The sequence below is a fragment of the Streptomyces sp. NPDC031121 genome, assembly GCF_055570615.1.
Window position 1 is genome coordinate 178,480 of sequence record NZ_JBVIGV010000008.1, and the last position, 16,256, is coordinate 194,735.

Annotated in this window: 16 protein-coding genes; 8 read left to right on the top strand and 8 right to left on the bottom strand. The window is 74.4% G+C overall.

Features of this window, described 5'->3' with window-relative positions; genetic code table 11:
- Positions 1 to 2: 2 nt before the first annotated feature.
- The gene (locus tag ACZ462_RS16840) at positions 3 to 758 is read right to left on the bottom strand and encodes an SIS domain-containing protein (RefSeq protein WP_467803470.1); all 756 of its coding nucleotides are present in this window, start codon (positions 756 to 758) and stop codon (positions 3 to 5) included.
- A gap of 214 nt (positions 759 to 972) precedes the next feature.
- On the opposite strand from ACZ462_RS16840, the gene ACZ462_RS16845 reads away from it, so the two are divergent.
- Together ACZ462_RS16845 and ACZ462_RS16850 are read left to right on the top strand one after the other, a co-directional pair.
- Entirely contained in the window at positions 973 to 1,665 is a 693-nt protein-coding gene (locus ACZ462_RS16845; protein WP_467803468.1) for a metal-dependent transcriptional regulator, read from the top strand.
- Positions 1,666 to 1,942: 277 nt separating this feature from the next.
- Positions 1,943 to 2,812: an alpha/beta fold hydrolase gene (locus tag ACZ462_RS16850; RefSeq protein ID WP_467803467.1), complete on the top strand. Its 870-nt coding sequence runs from the start codon at positions 1,943 to 1,945 to the stop codon at positions 2,810 to 2,812.
- 11 nt (positions 2,813 to 2,823) lie between these two features.
- On the opposite strand, the gene ACZ462_RS16855 is transcribed toward ACZ462_RS16850, so the two are convergent.
- The gene (locus ACZ462_RS16855; RefSeq protein WP_467803465.1) at positions 2,824 to 3,273 is read right to left on the bottom strand and encodes a MarR family winged helix-turn-helix transcriptional regulator; all 450 of its coding nucleotides are present in this window, start codon (positions 3,271 to 3,273) and stop codon (positions 2,824 to 2,826) included.
- Positions 3,274 to 3,430: 157 nt separating this feature from the next.
- Between ACZ462_RS16855 and ACZ462_RS16860 the strand changes: the two genes are divergently transcribed.
- Entirely contained in the window at positions 3,431 to 3,823 is a 393-nt protein-coding gene (locus tag ACZ462_RS16860) for a DMT family transporter (RefSeq protein ID WP_467803464.1), read from the top strand.
- Positions 3,824 to 3,864: 41 nt separating this feature from the next.
- The gene (locus ACZ462_RS16865) at positions 3,865 to 4,182 is read left to right on the top strand and encodes a DMT family transporter (RefSeq protein ID WP_467803462.1); all 318 of its coding nucleotides are present in this window, start codon (positions 3,865 to 3,867) and stop codon (positions 4,180 to 4,182) included.
- A 94-nt stretch (positions 4,183 to 4,276) separates the two neighbouring features.
- Here ACZ462_RS16865 and ACZ462_RS16870 read toward each other — a convergent pair whose 3' ends face one another.
- From ACZ462_RS16870 to ACZ462_RS16880, 3 genes are all read right to left on the bottom strand, one after another.
- Positions 4,277 to 5,935 carry a transporter gene (locus ACZ462_RS16870; protein ID WP_467803461.1) on the bottom strand — a complete coding sequence of 553 codons (1,659 nt, stop codon included), beginning with the start codon at positions 5,933 to 5,935 and terminating at the stop codon, positions 4,277 to 4,279.
- A complete protein-coding gene (locus ACZ462_RS16875; RefSeq protein ID WP_467803459.1) occupies positions 5,932 to 6,774 on the bottom strand; it encodes an ABC transporter ATP-binding protein in 843 nt (280 codons plus the stop codon). The genes ACZ462_RS16870 and ACZ462_RS16875 overlap by 4 nt, the downstream gene beginning before the upstream one ends.
- Before the next feature lie 150 nt (positions 6,775 to 6,924).
- Positions 6,925 to 7,605, bottom strand: a complete 681-nt coding sequence (locus ACZ462_RS16880; RefSeq protein ID WP_467803618.1) for a bifunctional DNA primase/polymerase — start codon at positions 7,603 to 7,605, stop codon at positions 6,925 to 6,927.
- Positions 7,606 to 7,826: 221 nt separating this feature from the next.
- Between ACZ462_RS16880 and ACZ462_RS16885 the strand changes: the two genes are divergently transcribed.
- Both ACZ462_RS16885 and ACZ462_RS16890 read left to right on the top strand, forming a co-directional pair.
- The gene (locus ACZ462_RS16885) at positions 7,827 to 9,206 is read left to right on the top strand and encodes a transcriptional regulator (protein WP_467803458.1); all 1,380 of its coding nucleotides are present in this window, start codon (positions 7,827 to 7,829) and stop codon (positions 9,204 to 9,206) included.
- Between the two features lie 149 nt (positions 9,207 to 9,355).
- Positions 9,356 to 11,236, top strand: a complete 1,881-nt coding sequence (locus tag ACZ462_RS16890) for a DNA polymerase III subunit gamma/tau domain-containing protein (RefSeq protein ID WP_468252304.1) — start codon at positions 9,356 to 9,358, stop codon at positions 11,234 to 11,236.
- A 92-nt stretch (positions 11,237 to 11,328) separates the two neighbouring features.
- Here the strand turns inward: ACZ462_RS16890 and ACZ462_RS16895 are convergent, their stop codons facing one another.
- Positions 11,329 to 12,609 (bottom strand): ABC transporter substrate-binding protein, encoded by a 1,281-nt coding sequence (locus ACZ462_RS16895; protein ID WP_467803455.1) that lies wholly within the window; start codon positions 12,607 to 12,609, stop codon positions 11,329 to 11,331.
- Between the two features lie 198 nt (positions 12,610 to 12,807).
- On the opposite strand from ACZ462_RS16895, the gene ACZ462_RS16900 reads away from it, so the two are divergent.
- A complete protein-coding gene (locus ACZ462_RS16900) occupies positions 12,808 to 13,254 on the top strand; it encodes an SCO4402 family protein (RefSeq protein ID WP_467803617.1) in 447 nt (148 codons plus the stop codon).
- Positions 13,255 to 13,268: 14 nt separating this feature from the next.
- Positions 13,269 to 14,144 carry a formyltetrahydrofolate deformylase gene (purU, locus tag ACZ462_RS16905; RefSeq protein ID WP_189809543.1) on the top strand — a complete coding sequence of 292 codons (876 nt, stop codon included), beginning with the start codon at positions 13,269 to 13,271 and terminating at the stop codon, positions 14,142 to 14,144.
- 15 nt (positions 14,145 to 14,159) lie between these two features.
- On the opposite strand, the gene ACZ462_RS16910 is transcribed toward purU, so the two are convergent.
- A complete protein-coding gene (locus ACZ462_RS16910; protein WP_467803454.1) occupies positions 14,160 to 15,473 on the bottom strand; it encodes a maleylpyruvate isomerase N-terminal domain-containing protein in 1,314 nt (437 codons plus the stop codon).
- Positions 15,470 to 16,048 (bottom strand): sigma-70 family RNA polymerase sigma factor, encoded by a 579-nt coding sequence (locus tag ACZ462_RS16915; protein ID WP_467803452.1) that lies wholly within the window; start codon positions 16,046 to 16,048, stop codon positions 15,470 to 15,472. Before ACZ462_RS16915 ends, ACZ462_RS16910 begins: the two co-directional genes overlap by 4 nt.
- Positions 16,049 to 16,256: the final 208 nt, after the last annotated feature.

The following is a 16,256-nucleotide window of genomic DNA, read 5'->3' on the forward strand; positions in this document are numbered from 1 at the left end:
GGTCAGTGCCGGTAGAAGATCCGGTCGCCGTACTCCCGCATGACGCGGCCGTTCCACTCGTGGCCGCCGTCGACGTTGCCGGAGCGCAGCAGCGGCGGCTCGATGCCGCGGGCGGCGAGCTCGCCGGCGGCGGCGGCCATCACCGCCTGCATGATCGCGCTGGTGACGACGGTGGAGGCGGGGGCGAAGGGGGCGTCGATGCCGTCGAGGGTCAGCTCGGCGTCACCGACGTCGATCTTGCTGTCGAGGACGATGTCGCAGTGGTCCCGCAGGAAGGTGCCGGAGGAGTGCCGCGACTTCGTCCCCGTCGTGTAGGCGACCGAGGTCACCCCGATGACCTTGAGGCCGAGGGCGCGCGCGTTGACGGCCATCTCGACGGGCAGGGCGTTGCGCCCGGAGAGGGAGATGACGAAGAGGACGTCACCGGCGGTGGCGGGGCTGCTGTCGAGGACGGCGCCGGCGAGCCCGCCGACGCGCTCCAGGGCGCTGCCGAGGGTGGCGGGCATGACGTCGACGCCGGCGGTGCCGGGGACGGCGAGGAAGTTCATCAGGGCGAGCCCGCCCGCCCGGTAGACGACGTCCTGGGCGGGCAGCGAGGAGTGCCCGGCGCCGAAGGCGAAGAGCCTGTTCCCGGCGGCGACGGCGTCGGCCACGACCGTGCCGGCCTCGGCGATGCGCCCGCCCTCCTCGCGCTGCACCCGCTGGAGCAGGGTGATCGCGGCGTCGAAGAAGCGGTCGGCCGGCTTGCTTTCGGTCATCGCGGTGGAGCCCTTCCGGGGATGGGGTGCGTCCGTGTCCGCCGCTCACCGTGCGGTCTGGACCAACGTGCTGTCAATACGGGCGCGGGCGGCGTCCGGAGGTCGAGAGCGGCTCGCGGAGGCCTGGGGACTCCGCGGCAGGCGCGGGACGGTTGTCGGCGCGATGCGTCAGAATTGGGGTCAGGGCCAGCGCACGATAATCCGAGGGGCACGAATGTCCGGACTGATCGACACCACGGAGATGTACCTCCGCACCATCCTCGAGCTGGAAGAGGAAGGCGTCGTCCCCATGCGCGCCCGGATCGCGGAGCGGCTCGACCAGAGTGGCCCGACGGTCAGCCAGACCGTGGCGCGGATGGAGCGCGACGGCCTGGTGGCGGTGGCGAGCGACCGCCACCTGGAGCTGACGGAGGAGGGGCGCCGGCTGGCGACGCGCGTGATGCGCAAGCACCGGCTCGCGGAGTGCCTCCTCGTGGACGTCATCGGCCTGGAGTGGGAGCAGGTGCACGCGGAGGCCTGCCGCTGGGAGCACGTGATGAGCGAGGCGGTGGAGCGGCGCGTGCTGGAGCTGCTGCGGCACCCGACCGAGTCGCCGTACGGGAACCCGATCCCGGGCCTGGAGGAGCTGGGCGAGAAGGCCGAGGCCGACCCGTTCATCGAGGACGGCATGGTCGCCCTGTCGGAGCTGGAGCCCGGCACGGACGGGAAGACGGTGGTGGTCCGCCGCATCGGCGAGCCGATCCAGACGGACGCCCAGCTGATGTACACGCTGCGGCGGGCGGGCGTGCAGCCCGGCTCGGTGGTGAGCGTGACGGAGTCGCCCGGCGGTGTGCTCGTCGGCAGCGGCGGCGAGGCCGCCGAGCTGGAGCACGAGATCGCCTCGCACGTCTTCGTCGCCAAGCGCTGACCGCGCGCCGCCGCGGACGCGGCGGTGTCAGGGGGTCCCGGCGCCTGGCGGCGCCGGGACCCTTCCTCCCCTTGCTGACCCGGAGCCCCGAGCTCTCAAGGTCATCCCCTTCGGACCGTCTTCCCCGAGCGGCCCGCCTCCCTGCTCAAAGGATCTCCGTCGGCAGGGGCGGCCAATCCTTGAGCAAGGTCACTCGAAAGAGCGGTGTTGGGCGCCGCAGAGCCATTTTCGAATATGGGTTCGATAGTCTGCCGTGGACGAAGGGGGTGCATCTGCGGTGGTACAGCGCATCGATGTGACGGGGCACGACGGCGTGCGCCTGGCCGCCTGGGAGTTCGGCTCGGCCGCAGGCCCCGGGGCTCCCCGCGTCCTGTTACTCCACGGCCTGATGGGCCGCGCCCACCACTGGGCCGGCACCGCCCGCTGGCTCGCCGAGGGCCGCCGCGTCGTCGCCCTCGACCAGCGGGGCCACGGCCACAGCGGCCGCCCGCCGGCCGGCGCCGACCCCTCCACCGCCCTCGGCCGCGAGGCCTTCGTCGCGGACGCCGAAGCCGCGGTCGAGCAGCTCGGCCTCGCCCCCGTCACCGTCGTCGGCCACTCCATGGGCGCCCTCACCGGCTGGCAGCTTGCCGCCCGCCGCCCCGACCTGGTCGCGGCCCTGGTCATCCTCGATATGCGCGCCTCGGCCCTCGGCGAGGCCTCCCAGCGCGACTGGGAGGACTGGTTCCGCCGCTGGCCCCTCCCCTTCCCCAGCCAGGACGCGGCCCGGCGCTGGTTCGGCGAGGACGACCCGCGCGTGGAGCGCCCCGACCCCGGCCGCGGCGACTTCTTCGCGGACGTCATGCACGAGGCTCCCGACGGCTGGCGCCCGCTGTTCTCCCGCCGCCACATGCTGAGGGCCCGCGAGACATGGGTGCACGACGCGCACTGGGACGAGCTGGCCCAGGTCGCCTGCCCCACCCTGGTCGTCCGCGCCCTCGACGGCGAACTGGGCCGCGCGGAAGCCCAGGAGATGGTGCGTGTCCTCCCCGCGGGCCACTACGCGGAAATCCCCGACGCGGGCCACTACCTCCACTACGCCCATCCGGACTCCTGCCGCACGGCCTTGGAGCCCTTCCTGCACACCCTGGAACCGGCCCGCGGCTGACCCGGCCGCCGTCAGCCCGAGGTGCGGAGGGCCTGGACCGTCGCGGTCAGGCGGGGGTCGGCGGCGACCGTGTTCAGCGCCGAGCCCAGGACCTCCGCGTACGTGGCGCGGGCGGCGGCGTGGCGTTCCCGGCCCGCGTCGGTGACCACGGCGTACACCCCGCGCTTGTCGTCCGGGCAGTGGTCCTTGTAGGCGAACCCCGCCGTCTCCAGGCGGGCCACCAGGCGGGTCACGGAGCTCTGGCCGAGGCCGATCCGGTCCGCCAGCTCCTGCATCCGCAGTTCGCCGCCGTCCGCGCGGGCGAGGTCCTCCAAGGCGCGGTACTCCGACAGGCCGATCCCGTGGCGGCGCTGGAGCGCCTGTGCGAGGCTGCGCTCCACCTGGGCGTGGACGGCCAGCACCCGGCTCCACAGCGCCTGGTCGGAGGCGGCGGGCGGCGGTGCGGGCGGGCGGGTGGTCACGGGCACCTCCGGGGAGTGGGTCGTCGTTGACAACAAGTTACATGACTGTGCAAGCTTCTGATATGCCGCCAGGTCGTCCATGAGGCCGATCGCGGGCGGCATCTGTATGCACGTACATGCAACTACTGTCACCACTCAGTCGCCTCCGGGGGTTCCTGTGTCATCTCCGTCCTTTTCCGGCGCCGCCTCCTCCAAGGGGTGGGCCTGGCTGCTCTTCTCGTCGCTCTTCGAGATCACCTTCGCGCTCGGCACCGAGGCCACCGACGGCTTCACCCGGCTGTGGCCCTCGCTGCTCACCGCCGCGGCCGCCTCCGCCGGCATCTACACGCTGTCGCAGGCCCTCAAGACCATCGACGTCGGCGTGGGGTACACCGTCTGGTCCGGCATCGGCGGCGTCGGCACGGTCGTCCTCGGCACCGTCGTCTACGGCGAGCCGATGACCGTCTGGAAGGCCCTCGCCTTCGTCCTGATCATCGGCGGCGCACTCGGCCTGCGCATCGGCGACCACCGCTCCGCGAAGAAGGCCGCAGCCTCCGCCGGCGCCGTCTGACCCCGCCACCCGCCCTCCCCGCCTGTGAAGGACACAGCGTCATGACCTGGATCTACCTCGGCACCGCCATCGTCTTCGAGATCGCCTTCGCGCTCGGCACCAACGCCACGAAGGGCTTCACCCGCCTGTGGCCGTCCGTCTTCACCCTGCTCGCCGCCGCCGGCGGCATCTACAGCCTGTCGCTGGCCCTGCGCGAACTCGACGTCAGCGTCGGCTACACCATCTGGACGGGCATCGGCGGCGCCGGAACCGTCGCCCTCGGCGCCGTCCTCTTCAAGGAGCGGATCACCACCACCCGGCTCCTCTCCTTCGCCTCGATCATCGGCGGCGCCGTCCTGCTCCGCCTGACCGCGGCCTGAGCGCCCGCCGGGCGGCCGACCCCCGGCACACGCACGAGGGGGGTGCCGGGCCCGCAGGCCCCGCACCCCCCTCGGCCGCGCCCGGCCCGGGGGATCAGCCCTTGCTGACCGCCTGGAGGATCTCCGGCAGCTGCCGGGCCACCCGCGGGGCCGCCAGCCGCACGCCCGCCCACACGGCGGCCGCACCCCAGGCCGTGCCCAGCGGCAGCAGGATCCAGGAGGCGGACTCCCTCCCCGCCGCCTCGAACCAGATCGCCAGTCCGATGACCGGGCCCGAGAGGACCAGCGACGCCAGCAGGCCGCCGACCATGCCCGACCAGGCCAGGCCGCCCTGCCCCGGGACGACGCTCTTGAACGCCCCGTCCGACGGGATCGAGTACGGGAACCGGGCCGAGGCCAGTGCCCCCGTGCACATCATCGAGCCCGTCACCGCGAGCGCCACGCCCATGCCGGCCGGGAAGGCCTGCCAGTCCGGGATGACGGCCGCGGTGGCCGCCGTGACGAGGACCGTGTACGGCACCGTGATCAGGGCGAGCGCGTAGGCGCGGGCCAGCAGCTCCTCGTACGCGTCCCGGGTCGTCGAGATCGTCTGTGCGACCATCCAGAACGCCGAGGTGTCCTGGCCGAACTGGTTGTACATCTGCAGGCCCAGCATGCCCGTGCCGAAGCACACCAGGTAGATGGAGCCGTTCCCCTGGAGGGCGTTGAACACCGGGATGATCATGCCGACCGCCAGGGACGACACCCACGCAGCCTTCGTCTTCGGGTCTCGGACCACGTACCGCAGCGTGCGCTGCATGGTCGCGCCGGTCCGGCCGCCCGGCAGCAGCGCCCACAGGCCGCCGCCCGCCGACCCGCGCTCGGAGGAGGCCTGCGCGGCGACCGTCGAGCCGTCCGGGGTCACCATCACCCGGGTGAGGCTCCGCTCCCACAGCCACAGCAGCAGCGCCAGCCCGATCAGGGTCAGCGCCAGTTGCGCCGCCGCCGTCCCGTACGCGCCCCGGCTCGCCGAGTCGACCATGCCGACGGCGGTGGCGGGCGGCAGCCAGCGCACCACCTCGCCGGCGGGCTGCAGCTGCGCGACGCCGCCGGTCTCCATCAGCCGCTGGCTGGCGAAGTTCGCGAGCTGGGCGCCCACCGCGACGACGAGGCCGCTGAGCAGGGCGAGGTCGCGGCCCTTGCGGCTGGTCAGCAGCCGTACGTTCGCCGTGGCGACGGCCCGGGCCAGCGTCACGCAGCCGAGCAGCAGCAGGGGCACCGCCACCACGGCGGCGGCGATGCCCGCCGCGCCGCGGGCGACGGCGACGACCGAGCCGACGGCCACGCACACCGTGAACAGGGGGCCGATGCCGATCAGCGACGAGACCAGCAGGGCCCGCACGAGAGGCCGCGGCCGCAGCGGCAGCATCACCAGCCGGCTCGGGTCGAGCGTCTCGTCCCCGGCGGGGAAGAACAGCGGCATGAACGCCCAGCCGAGCGCGAGGACCGCGGCCAGCAGGACGACGACCGTGCCGCCGTGGGCGTGGCCGCGCAGCGCGGACAGCCCGAGGGTGAGGCCCAGCCCGACCAGCAGGGCGAAGGCCAGCGACGCGAAGTAGGCGGCCTTCCGCTTGGAGGAGCCCTTCAGGCCGTTGCGCAGCAGCGACAGCTTGAGGCGGACGAACACCGCGGCCGGGTCGGGGGCGTGCACACCGGCCGGAGCCGCGGCCGCCGGAACCGGCGCGGGCGGGGAGGCGGGGGCTGCGGTGTTCATCGGGCGGCCTGCCCGCCCAGCCAGTCCAGCGAGTCGCCGGCGGGGCGGCCGCCCGCACCGACGAGCTCCAGGAACGCGGCCTGCAGCGTGGGGGCTTCGCCCCGTACGTGGGCCAGCGGGCCCGCGGCCCGGATCCGGCCGCCCGCCATGACGGCGACCCAGTCGCACAGCGACTCGACCAGCTCCATCACGTGGGAGGAGAAGACGACCGTGGCACCGGAGGCGGTGTAACGTTCCAGCACCCCGCGGATGGTCTGCGCCGACACCGGGTCGACGCCCTCGAACGGCTCGTCCAGGAACAGCACTTCGGGATTGTGCAGCAGCGCCGCCGCCAGCCCGATCTTCTTCCGCATGCCCGTCGAGTAGTCGACGACCAGCTTGTGCTGCGAGCCCGCCAGGTCCAGGACGTCCAGCAGCTGCGTGGCCCGCTTGTCGGTCTCCTCGCCCGGCATGCCGCGCAGCCGGCCCATGTAGCCGAGCAGTTCACGGCCCGAGAGCCGCTCGAACAGGCGCAGGCCCTCCGGCAGGACGCCGATCCGGGACTTCACCGCGACCGGGTCCGCCCACACGTCGTGGCCGGCGACGAGGACCCGCCCCATGTCCGGCCGGAGCAGGCCCGTCACCATGGACAAGGTCGTCGTCTTCCCCGCGCCGTTCGGGCCGACCAGGCCGATGAACCTGCCCGCGGGCAGCTCCAGGTCGATGCCCGCGACCGCCACCTGCTCGCCGAAGCGCTTCCACAGCCCCTCGACGCGGACCGCCGCCCGCCCCCCGTACGGCAGCGCGGGCTCCCCGCCCGCTCCGACCGCCCCGCCCGTCGCATCGCCCTGGTTCGGCATGCGCCCGCCTCTCGTCCATGTCCCCGTGGTCCTACACGGACGACGATAGGGCGGCCGGAAGAGACGCGGCAGTTACGAATGTCATGTCTTTCCCGAGCGGAACGCACCCCCGCCGACCTGCACTTGGGCCGCAGCCGGGGACGCCGGATGTCAGGCGCCGCGCCGGTCCCGTTCCGCGGCGGCCTCGCGCCCGCACGCGTACGCGAGCGCGTCGATCAGTTCCTCGGTGTCCGGCAGCCACCTGTTCGCGGGCGTGGGGCGCCGCGCCCACTGGACGGCCCCCCGGCCGCCGACCCGGGTCGGCGGGGCGGCCACGTACTCGCCCTCGCCGCGCACCTTCAGGTCGATCGCGCCGGGCGACCAGCCGAAGCGGCGGACCATGTCCGGGACCTTCGCCGCGGCGCCCGGCAGCACGAAGAACAGCATCCGGTGGTCGGGGGTGAGCGTCACGGGCCCGAGGGTGCGCTGCATGCGCTCCAGCCGGGCGAGGGCGAGGAACCCGGCGGCGTCGGGGACGTCCAGCGCGTCGAACGTGCGGCCCGTCGGCAGCAGGATCGACGCGTCAGGCCGCTTGCCCCACACCCGCCGCACCTGCACCGCGCTGCCCGTGGTGACCGCCGCCCAGTCCGCCACCGCCGCGTGCGCGCCCGGCGCCGGGCAGTCCGCGGCGCCGCAGGAGCACAGCTCGCGCCCCTCGGCGTGCTCGAGCCAGGTGCCGGCGAAGACGTCCCAGTGCCGCTCTTCCGTGTACCGCACGGCATGGTCCAGCAGCTGTTCTCCCCGCTGCCGGGGGATGGGCGCGGTCTCCGTGACTCCGATGGTGTCTTCCACGCCCTTCACAACTGGCTCCCCGACGCGGGGTTACGGGGCCGGACCGGCCCGGGGGACGCTGCATCGATCCTGCATACGGGGCGCACTGGAGCACGGGCGGGGGCGCGTGGGAGGCCGGAGCGCCGGGCTTGGGTAGCGACACGACGCTAAGCGGATGATTCTCCACACATCAGGCGGGAAGTGATCTTTCCAACGATCACCCGCGGCCTCTGGGGGTTTTCATGGCAGCCAGGCCTCTCGTCGCCCGTCAGCCGAACGAACGGCTGCAGGCACTCATCCAGGAAGCCGGGTGCTCGAACGCCGGGCTCGCCCGGCGCGTCAACATGTGCGGGGCCGAGCACGGCCTCGACCTCCGCTACGACAAGACGTCGGTCGCGCGCTGGCTGCGGGGCCAGCAGCCGCGCGGCCGGGCACCCGGCATCATCGCGGAGGCCCTCGGCCGAAAACTGGGCCGGACCGTGACGATCGACGAGATCGGCATGGCCAACGGAAAGAACCTCGCCTCCGGGATCGGCCTCCAGTTCTCCCCGACGGTCGTCGGGGCGATCGAGCAGGTCAGCGAGTTGTGGCGCACCGACGTCGGGCGGCGGGACTTCCTGTCAGGGTCGAGTGTGGCCGCGTCGGCGCTGGTCGAGCCGAGCCGGGACTGGCTGATCACGGGGGCCGACGCGCAGGTCGCCCGCAACGGCGGCTCGCGCGTCGGCATGTCGGACGTGGAGGCGGTCCGGGCGACGACCGAGGCGCTCAAGGACCTCGACCACCGCTTCGGCAGCGGACACGTCCGCCCGGTCGTGGTGCACTACCTCAACTCGGTGGTGTCCGGGCTGATCGGCGGCTCGTACCGGGAGCCGGTCGGGCGGGCGCTGTTCGCGGCGGTGGCCCGGCTCACCGAACTCGCCGGGTACATGGCGGTGGACACCGGGCAGCCGGGGCTGGCGCAGCGGTACTACATCCAGGCGCTGAGGCTGGCGCAGGCCGCAGGCGACCGCGCGTACGGCGGGTACGTGCTCGCGGCGTCCATGAGCCACCTGGCGGCGGAGCTCGGCAACCCGCGGGAGATCGCCCAACTGGCGCGGGCGGCCCAGGAGGGCACCCGCGGCCAGGTCACGCCGCGGGCCGAGGCGATGTTCTACGCCGCCGAGGCGCGCGGGCACGCGCTGATGGGCGACGCCCGCGCGACGTCGGTGCTGGCCTCGCGGGCGGTCGGGGCCCTGGAGCGGGCCGAGCCGGAGTCCGGGGACGACCCGGTGTGGATCCGGCACTTCGACGGGGCCTACCTCGCGGACGAGCTGGCCCACTGCCACCGCGACCTCGGCCAGCCGGACCAGGCGGCCCGGCAGGCCCGGGAGGCGCTGGCCGCACTGCCGGCCGGCAAGGAGCGCCGCCGGGCGATCGGCCTGCTGCTGCTCGCGGCGGCGCATGTGCAGCAGCGGGAGGTGGAGCAGGCCTGCCAGACCGCGGGCCAGGCGGCGGAACTGCTGTCCGGTCTGCGCTCCAGCCGGGGCGTCGAGTACCTGGACGACTTCCGGGCGCGGCTGGAGCCGTACCGGGACGAGGCGGCGGCCCGGGAGTTCACGGCCCGAGCGGAGGCGGTGGCTTAGCCGGGGCCTGTGCGGCGGAGGGTGGGTGGGCGGTATATCCGATCGTGTCCGGAAAGGTGCTCGGGGTGGGCCTGACGGGGCGGCCGGGGGCCGGGTAGCGTGAGTCGCCGGTTTCGCAAGTGACGGAGCAGTCGGCGAGGGAGTCCCGGGTGACGGAGAGCGGACAGGGCAGCGGCCAGCAGGGGGCCCCGCAGGCCGGTGCGCAGTGGAATCCGGACCAGGCGTACCCGGACCCGCAGGTCCCGCAGCCCGGATACGGCTACCCGCAGCACCCGGAGGCGTACGCCCCGCCCGCCGCCGCGGGCCACCCGCAGGCCCAGGGGGGCCCGGCCGGGGGGTTCCCGCCCGCCACGGCCCCGCCCTACCCGGACCAGGGCGCCGCAGGCCAGGCCTACCCCGGCCCGGCCTACGCGGACCAGGCCCACCCGGGCCAGGCCCACCCGGACCCGGGCCGCCAGGACCAGAGCTTCCCGAACCAGGCCCACCCGGCCCAGGCCCACCCGGGCCAGGCCTACCCGGACCCGGGCCGCCAGGATCAGGGCTTCCCGGCCCAGGCCCACCCGGCCCAGGCCCACCCGGGCCAGGCCCACCCGGACCCGGGCCGCCAGGATCAGGGCTTCCCGGCCCAGGCCCACCCGGCCCAGGCCCACCCGGGCCAGGCCCACCCGGACCCGGGCCGCCAGGACCAGAGCTTCCCGGGCCAGGCCTACGCGGGAGCGGCACACACGGACCCGGGCCGCCAGGATCAGGGCCGCCAGGACCAGGGCTTCCCGAACCAGGCCCACCCGGACCAGCCCTACCCCGGCCCGGGGCAGCCGGAGCAGGGCCGTCAGGACCAGGGCTTCCCGGACCAGGCCCGTCCGGATCAGCCCCACCCCGGCCCGGGGCACCCGGATCACGGCAGCCAGGGCCAGGGCTTTGCGGTGCCGGGGGTGCCGCCGGCCGGGCATGTCCTCGGGCCCGGGTACGAGGGGCCGGGGCAGCCGCACGGATACGGGTATCCGCCGCTGCCGGAGGCCGTCACCCAGTACATCCCGCCGGTTCCGGCCGACCCGGGCCCCGTCCCGCCCGCCGGGCCCGGGGCGCACGACGAGGCGGCGACGCAGTACATCCCGCCGGTCCCGGCCGCCCCGGGGGGCGGGCCGGACGAGGCGGCGACGCAGTACATCCCGCCCGTCACCGACGACTTCGACGCCCTGTTCCGCCAGGACGGCGCCGACGGCCACACCCGGCAGATGCCGCCCATCCAGGAGCCGGTGCTGCGGCAGCCCGCGCCGCGCCCGCAGCCGCCGCGCGGGCAGCGCCCGGCGCCGCACCCGCAGCAGCCGTACGCCCGGCAGCCGCAGCCCGGCTTCGCCCCGCCGCCCCCGCCCCCGCCGACGGCGGAGCCCGCGCGGCGGGTGCCGCCCGCCGTGATCGCGGCGGTGGTGATCGGCCTCGCGGTGGTCGGGCTCGGCGTCGGCGCGATGCTGAGCGACCCCAAGGCGCAGAACAACGACCCGGCCGCCGCGGCGGCCGCGCCGTCCCCCACCGGTTCGGCCGCGGCGGCCGCCGAGGCGCCGGTGGATCCGGCCCGCTCCCAGGCCGTCCAGCTGGACAAGGTGCTCGCCGACAGCGCCGACAGCCGGGACTCGGTCATCAAGGCGGTCGACGACATCAAGGCCTGCCGCAACCTCGGCACGGCCGCGGACGACCTGCGCAGTGCCGCCCGCCAGCGCGAGGAGCTCGTCACGCGCCTCCAGGAGCTGCGGCTGGACAAGCTGCCGAACCACCAGAGGCTGTCCGCGTCGCTGACCAAGGCGTGGAAGGCGTCGGCGGACGCCGACAACAGCTACGCGGCGTGGGCGGAGGATGTCGCCGACGACAAGAAGAAGGGCTGCAAGGACGGCCACGCCCGGAACACGGACGACGCGGCCGACGGCAACAAGTCGAGCGGGGAGGCGACCCGCGCGAAGGAGTCGGCCGCGGCGCTGTGGAACCCGATCGCGGTCAAGTACAACCTCCCCAAGCGCGACAAGTCGCAGCTGTGACGCCGGCCCGGGCATGACGCCGGCCCGGGCGTGACGCCGGCCCGGGCGCGGCGGCGCCTGCCCGGGACTCCGCGTCAGGCCGGGCCTCCGCGTCAGGCCGGGCTCGGGGCCTGCTCCAGGGCCGCGGTCATGTCCCGCGCCTGCTCGCCCGGCTGGGCGACGAGCCGCCCGGACCGGACGACCTGGAAGGTGACCTGCCCGTTCACCATGCGGGGGTAGCCGGCGATGGCGCGCATGTGCTCGCGCCGCCAGCTCAGGGCGGGGGTCAGGCCCCCGGTGTGCACGGCTTCCGCCCGGTTCAGGGCGCGGGCCACCTTCCGGGCGGTGACCTCCTCGCCGGGCTTCAGCCGCCCCAGTACCTCGCTCAGCGCGGTGTACGCGATCCAGGCGGTCTGGACGCCGCTGTCGTCGGGGTCGACGGCGAGGTCGCGGGCGGCGTGCTCGGCGACCACCCGGCGCATCGGCTCCCACAGCGGGTCCGTCGAGACGGGGTACCAGCCGGTGACGAGCGCGCCCTCGAAGGGGCTCTCGCGGCCGCCGGTGCGGTCGATCAGGGCCTGGCTGACGCTGCCGAGGACGGAGGCGATCTGCGGGCTCTTGCGCGGGTCGCCGGCGCGGCGGAAGGCGTCGAAGAAGGTCTCGGTGCGCTGGCCGAGCACGGCGGTGACGCAGCCCCGGTCCTTGCCCGACGAGCCGGCGTGGGCCTGGCGGGCCTGCGGGACGAAGTCCGCGGTGTCCTCGGCCGCGCGGATGTCCTCGGCGCCGCCCGCCTTGCCGCCGGTGTCGGCCTTCAGGCCGGCGTCGAGCAGGACCGGCATGGAGTCGCCGGCGAGGGTGTCGGGCCGGACCAGGGACACCTGTCCGCAGACCCGGCCCAGCTGGTGGCCGGCGCCCGCGAGGAGGACCGGCTGGCCGCCGTTGACGGGGTAGGACAGCGGGCTCTGGAACTCCTCGGAGGTGACGCCGTAGCCGCCGACGAAGGGGATGCCCTCGGATTCGAGGGGGGCCATGAAGGAGCGCCCGTGCTGGCTGTAGGAGCCGACGACGGCCACCGCCTTCTCCGCCACGGCCTTGCGGGCGCAGTCCGCGGCTCCGCCGGGGGTGTTCTTCTCGTTGCAGGTGATCACGCGCAGCCGGCGGCCGTTGATGCCGCCCCTGGCGTTGGTCCAGCTCTCGTAGGCCTTGGCCATGCCGACCATGCCGGGCATGTTGGTGGCCGCGGTGTCCTGCGGGGCGAAGGTCATGACGGTGATGGTGTCCCCGGTGGGTCCCGAGCCCGACGGGATCACCCCGCATCCGGCGGCCAGGCATGCTGCCAGCGCCGATGCGAGCACGGTGCGGTGGAAGGGGGTCGCGCGTCGCCGATCGGTCATGTCCATGCACCCTTCCGCCCCGCGGGGAACGTGGGAGTGAGAGCGGTGCAACGGAGGGTGACGTCCGGGTGAAGGGCAGTGGCCTCGGGCCCGTCGCAGGCGCTTCAAGATCGGGCCGGAGGGGAACGTACGATCGAAAGCGTGACATTCGCCCAAGGTTCGAAGAACACTTCCAAACGAGGCGGCCGCTCCTCCACCATGGGCGGCATGCCCCTGAACGACATGCCGTGGTGGCGCTGGCGCAGCAACGTGCGCTCGGCGCTGCACATGCTCTCCGACCCCGTCTTCCAGAAGGAGACCTGGCTCGCCGGGGCCGAGGGGTACGGGGACGTCACCGACGCCGTGTACCGGCTCGTCGAGGACACCTGGCTCGACAGCTGGTCCGCCGACAAGTACGTCGGCACGATCTTCCGCGACGCCCACGAGGCCGCCCTCGTCGACGCGGCGGTCCTGCGGGTGCTGCGCATCCTGCACCAGGTCGGCCCCGACGCTTCCGTCTCCGCCTACCTCGCCCACCCGGACTGGCCGGACGCCGTGCACGCCGCCCGCGAGGCGCACGTACGGATGGCGCAGTCCGACGGCGACGACCCGGACGCGGCGCCGCGGTCGCTGGAACTGCTGAGGATCCTGACCCGCGGCGTGTGAAAAGCTGTGGGGTCATGAGCGACGACCCGCACACCCAGGCCCCCCAGCAGTACGTACTGACCCTGTCCTGCCCCGACAAGCAGGGCATCGTGCACGCCGTGTCCAGCTACCTGTTCATGACCGGGTGCAACATCGAGGACAGCCGCCAGTTCGGCGACCACGACACCGGCCTGTTCTTCATGCGGGTCCACTTCTCGGCCGAGCCGCCCGTCTCGGTGGAGAAGCTGCGGGCCAGCTTCGCCGCGATCGGCGACTCCTTCCGCATGGACTGGCAGATCCACCGCTCCGACGAGCGGATGCGGATCGTCCTGATGGTCTCCAAGTTCGGGCACTGCCTGAACGACCTGCTGTTCCGCACCCGGATCGGCGCCCTGCCGGTGGAGATCGCCGCCGTCGTCTCGAACCACACCGACTTCGCCGAGCTCGTCGCCTCGTACGACATCCCCTTCCACCACATCCCGGTGACGAAGGAGACGAAGGCGGCGGCCGAGCAGAAGCTCCTGGACATCGTCCGCGCCGAGAACGTGGAACTCGTCGTCCTCGCCCGCTACATGCAGGTCCTCTCGGACACCCTGTGCCGGGAGCTGAGCGGCCGGATCATCAACATCCACCACTCCTTCCTGCCGAGCTTCAAGGGCGCGAAGCCGTACCACCAGGCGCACGCCCGGGGCGTGAAGCTGATCGGCGCGACCGCCCACTACGTCACCGCCGACCTCGACGAGGGCCCGATCATCGAGCAGGAGGTCGAGCGCGTCGGCCACGAGGTCACTCCCGACCAGCTCGTGGCGATCGGCCGCGACGTCGAGTGCCAGGCCCTTGCCCGGGCCGTGAAGTGGCACAGCGAGCACCGCGTCCTGCTGAACGGCAGCCGCACGGTCGTCTTCGCGTAACCGCGGCCGGCCCGGTCAGAGGCGGCTCAGCGAGGCGGCGGCGAACAGCACGTCGCGGATCGCCTCGCGGTCGCCGTCCTGACCGACGGCCGCCTCCTCCGGGGAGATGTGCCCGGCGGCCAGCTGGCAGAACTCGGCGCCGTCCAGTGCGATCCGCGCCACCGTGTGCTCCGGTGACGGCTTCGCCGCCGGGGAGTCCAGCGCGATGTCCCAGCTGCCGCCGCCCGAGCCCTCGATCTCCAGGCGCAGGGTCCGGCCGGGCGCGCCCGCCTCGACGAGCCGGCGTACGGGGGCGGCGAGGCCCGCCCGCCGCCGGTGCGCCAGCGCGCTCGGCAGGAGCCGCGCCGCGAGGTCGATCATCCGGTTCAGGTCCTGCCCCGACGGCGCGTCGTACGGGTAGTCCACCGCCTCCGCGATGTCCCAGGCGTGCACCCAGCACTCGAAGGCGCGCTCCAGGAAGGCGTCGCCGAGCGGCAGGGCGAACGGCCCGTAGTCCACGGTCAGCTCGGCCGCGCCGCGGCCCGCGAACGAGACGGTCCGCAGGAGGGTGTGCCCCTGCTCGCGCCACGGCTCGCGGACGTGCCGGGTCAGCGGCTGCCCGGCGGAGGTCCAGTAGTGCTCGGTGCGGGCGGTCGCCCCGCCCTGCGGCGGAGCCTCCGGGCCGAGGGGGTCGTCGAGCCCGAGGGCCGCGGCGACGAGCCCGTCCACGGTGAGCAGGTGCCCGATCACCCCGGCGACCGTCGTCCGGCGGGTGCGCCGCCGTTCCTCCTCGAACCACTTCAGCCGGACCGGGGTCTCCCACTCGCCGTCGCCGAAGTCCCGCAGCAGCGCGTCGAGCCGCGCGGTCTCGGTGTCGTACGGGCCCGCCCACGCGGGGACCGGGATCCGGGCGGGCCGCTTGCCCAGGCACTCCTCCAAGACCCGAGACCGCAGCATCGGCTTGAGGTCCAGGCTCTCCTCCCGGTGCAGCAGGCCGACCGCGTCGCGCAGCCGCAGCGCCTCCTCGGCGCAGGGCGCGCACTCGGTGAGGTGGTCCTCCACGGCCTGCGTCTCCTCGGCGGAGCACGCGGCGAGCGCCCACGCGCCGAGCAGGGACTTCAGCACGGTGTGCGGGCGGGGCTCGGGGGCCCGCCCGCTCCGTGCCGCGGTCTGCGGCGCCTCCGGTTCCGGGTGCTCCTGCGCGTGCCCGGATCCCGGGCCGCCGGCCCCGCCGCGCGGGCCCGGTATCCGGTGGGCCCCGCCGACCTGCTGCTCTTCGGAGGCGGGGCGGCGGCCTCCGGGGCCGCCCGGGCCGCCGGGGCCGTCGAGTCCGTCGTCGGGACCGTTCATCGGGGGGTTCCATATCCGGGCGGGCCGTATCCGGGCGGTGCGGTGTCCTCCGGCGGGAGGGCGCTGGCGGTCGACAGCAGCTGCAGGCCGAGGCGGAGCCGGCGCCGGGCCTCGTCCTCGCTGATCCGGAGGTCCGCGGCGGCCTGCCGGTAGTCGCGGCGCTGGAAGTACGCGAGTTCCAGCGCGGCCCGCAGCGGCGCGGGCATGGACGTGACGATGTAGTCGGCGCGGGCGGCGGCGTTGGCGCTGCGGACCTTCTCCTCCAGCTCCTCGCGGGAGCCGCGGTCCCGCTCGGCCTGGCGGAGCCGGTCCACGGCCCGGCCCTGGGCGATCCGGGCCACCCAGGAGCGCATGGAGCCCTGCCGGGGGTCGTAGGCGTCCGGGTGCTGCCAGATGTAGCCGAACACCTCGCGGGTGACGCGGTCGGCGCCGCCCTCGTCGCCGAGCACCCGGTGCGCCAGGCCGTGCACGAGGGACGCGAACCGGTCGTACAGCTCCCCGAGCGCGGCGGCCTCGCCGCGGGCGAGGCGCTGCTGCATGCGGCGGTCCCAGCGCGGTGGTACGTCCTTCGGCATTGTGCTGCCCCCAGCCGTGTGTCGACCCCACGAATGTACTGGCCACGGGCCCGTGCGCGAATCTTTTGCCGGAAGCCGCCCCGTAAGTGCGCCTCCGTGCTAGCGGGCTGACGTCCGTTCACGGCCTCTTTCGGGGGCGCGGCGGGAGGCGGCACACGCGCCCCCGGGTGCGCGCCCCGCCGCGCTCCTCGTGCGCGGGTTCGATGCG